This window comes from Kitasatospora sp. LaBMicrA B282 (assembly GCF_050325825.1).
Lineage (GTDB): Bacteria > Actinomycetota > Actinomycetes > Streptomycetales > Streptomycetaceae > Kitasatospora.
Genome location: NZ_JBNQTI010000345.1, coordinates 1 through 1,913, shown reverse-complemented (window position 1 = coordinate 1,913; position 1,913 = coordinate 1). Strand labels below are relative to the sequence as shown.

The 1,913-nt window shown below is 67.7% G+C and carries 2 protein-coding genes; both read left to right on the top strand.

What is annotated here, in order from left to right:
* The first annotated feature begins 122 nt into the window (after nt 1-122).
* Nucleotides 123-452, top strand: a complete 330-nt coding sequence (locus ACQRUO_RS39305) for a transposase (protein WP_428320982.1) — start codon at nt 123-125, stop codon at nt 450-452.
* A gap of 4 nt (nt 453-456) precedes the next feature.
* Nucleotides 457-1,893 carry a transposase gene (locus tag ACQRUO_RS39300; protein WP_428320981.1) on the top strand — a complete coding sequence of 479 codons (1,437 nt, stop codon included), beginning with the start codon at nt 457-459 and terminating at the stop codon, nt 1,891-1,893.
* The last annotated feature ends 20 nt before the right edge of the window (nt 1,894-1,913 follow it).

Sequence of the window (1,913 nt, the reverse complement as noted above, 5' to 3'; positions counted from 1 at the left end):
GATGCTGTTGGTGATCTTCACTGGCGAGAGTGACGTTGCCGTCTTCTGGCGGACTGCGCCCGTGCCCTTCTGCTGTCCTGAGCTGGAGATCGGGCTGGTCAGAGGGGTGGACTGCAGTGGCGATGGGTTCATGGTCCGGGCGGGAGATCCCGCCGCTGACCGCGCGGATGGCACGGGCGAGCAATCCCCGGGGCACTGCTGCGATGTGGGTGCGGGATCACCTGGAGGGGCTGTTCACGGACGAGGACTTCGCCGACTGGTATCCCGCCGACGGACGCCGCGGCCTGTCGCCGGCGCGATTGGCGCTGGTGTCGGTGCTGCAGTACGCGCAGAACCTCACTGACCGTCAGGCAGCAGAGGCGGTCCGGTGTCGTCTGGACTGGAAATTACTGCCTGGGGCTGGAGTTGGACGATCCAGGGTTCGACTTTTCGGTGCTCAGCGAGTTCCGTGACCGGATGGCCGAGGGTGATCGGGCGGACCGGCTGCTGACGCTGATGGTGGAACGGCTGGCGGAGGCGGGGCTGGTCAAACGACGCGGGCGGCAGCGGACCGACTCCACCCACGTCCTGGCCGCGGTGCGGAGACTGGACCGGATCGAGCTGGTCGGCGAGACCCTGCGCGCGGCCCTGGAGGAGGTGGCCGCAGCGGACGAGAACTGGATATCCGCCCTGATCACGGACGAGTGGGCCCGCCGTTACGGTCGGCCGGTGCGCTACGACCGCCTGCCCAAGGAGACGAACGAGCGCAAGCAGTACGCGCTCACGGTCGGCGAGGACGGCATGCGCCTGCTCCAAGCCCTCCTCGCCCCGGACACGCCGGCCCGGCTGCGGTGGCTGCCCAAGGTCGAGGTGATGCGCCAGGTCTGGATCCAGCAGTACTGGTACGACGAACACGGTGATCTGTGCTGGCGCGGCCCCAAGCAGACCCGCGACCGGCTGAGCCGACGCCACAGCCCCCGGCGCTCGACGACCGCGGAGGCATCCGACGGGCGGCCCGACCTCGCCACCGCCCGGGTGCCATGGTCGTCGGTGGAGATCGTCTCCCCCCACGATCCGCAGGCCCGCTTCAGCCACAAGCCCGGAAAGGCCGAGTGGATCGGCTACAAGGACCACCAGACCGAGACCTGCGACACCGGCCTGCCCAACGTGATCGTCCACGTCGCCACCACGCCGGCGCCCGAGCAGGACATCGACGCCCTGGAACGGATCCACTCCGACCTCGCCCAACGCGACCTGGCCCCAGCCGAGCACCTGGTCGACGGCGGATACACCAGCCCCGCCACCATCCACCGGGCCAAGACCGAGTACGGAATCGACCTGATCGGCCCCGTCCGGCTCCCACCCCGATCACGGGCACTCCCGGGCTTCAACAAGGAAGACTTCCACCCCAACTGGGATGAAAGAACGCTTACTTGTCCCAACGGTGCCACCAGCCCGCCCTGGAAACCAACCCTCTCCGACGGACAGCCACGCCTGTCGGTTCTCTTCCCCCGAGCTGTCTGTCGGGCCTGCGACGACCGCCCGCAGTGCACCGGAAACGTCGACGGCAAAGGCCGACATGTCCTACTCCTGCCACAGCCCCTGCAAGAGATCCAAAACCGCGTCAGGAAACAGCAGAAGACCAAGGCGTGGCAGGACCGATATGCCATGAGGGCCGGCTGCGAGGCCACCGTCTCCGAGACCGTCCATGCCCATGGCCTGCGCAACTGCCGCTACCGCGGCACCGCAAAGACCCATGTCCAGCACGTCCTCACCGCAGCCGGCACCAACATCATCCGCCTCAATCAGCACCGCGACGACGCCAGATCAACCGACCCCCAACGAGGCCAGGCCACCCGCTTCCAGCACCTGTGCCAGCAACTGAGCGACGGGACTCGAACCCGTCACTCATGAAGATCACCAACAGCATCCGG

What these genes read in the sequence shown, in the direction of transcription:
- ACQRUO_RS39300 (WP_428320981.1), top strand. Translation starts at nt 457, where the DNA reads ATGGCCGAGGGTGATCGGGCGGACCGGCTGCTGACGCTGATGGTGGAA.
- ACQRUO_RS39305 (WP_428320982.1), top strand. Translation starts at nt 123, where the DNA reads ATGGGTTCATGGTCCGGGCGGGAGATCCCGCCGCTGACCGCGCGGATG.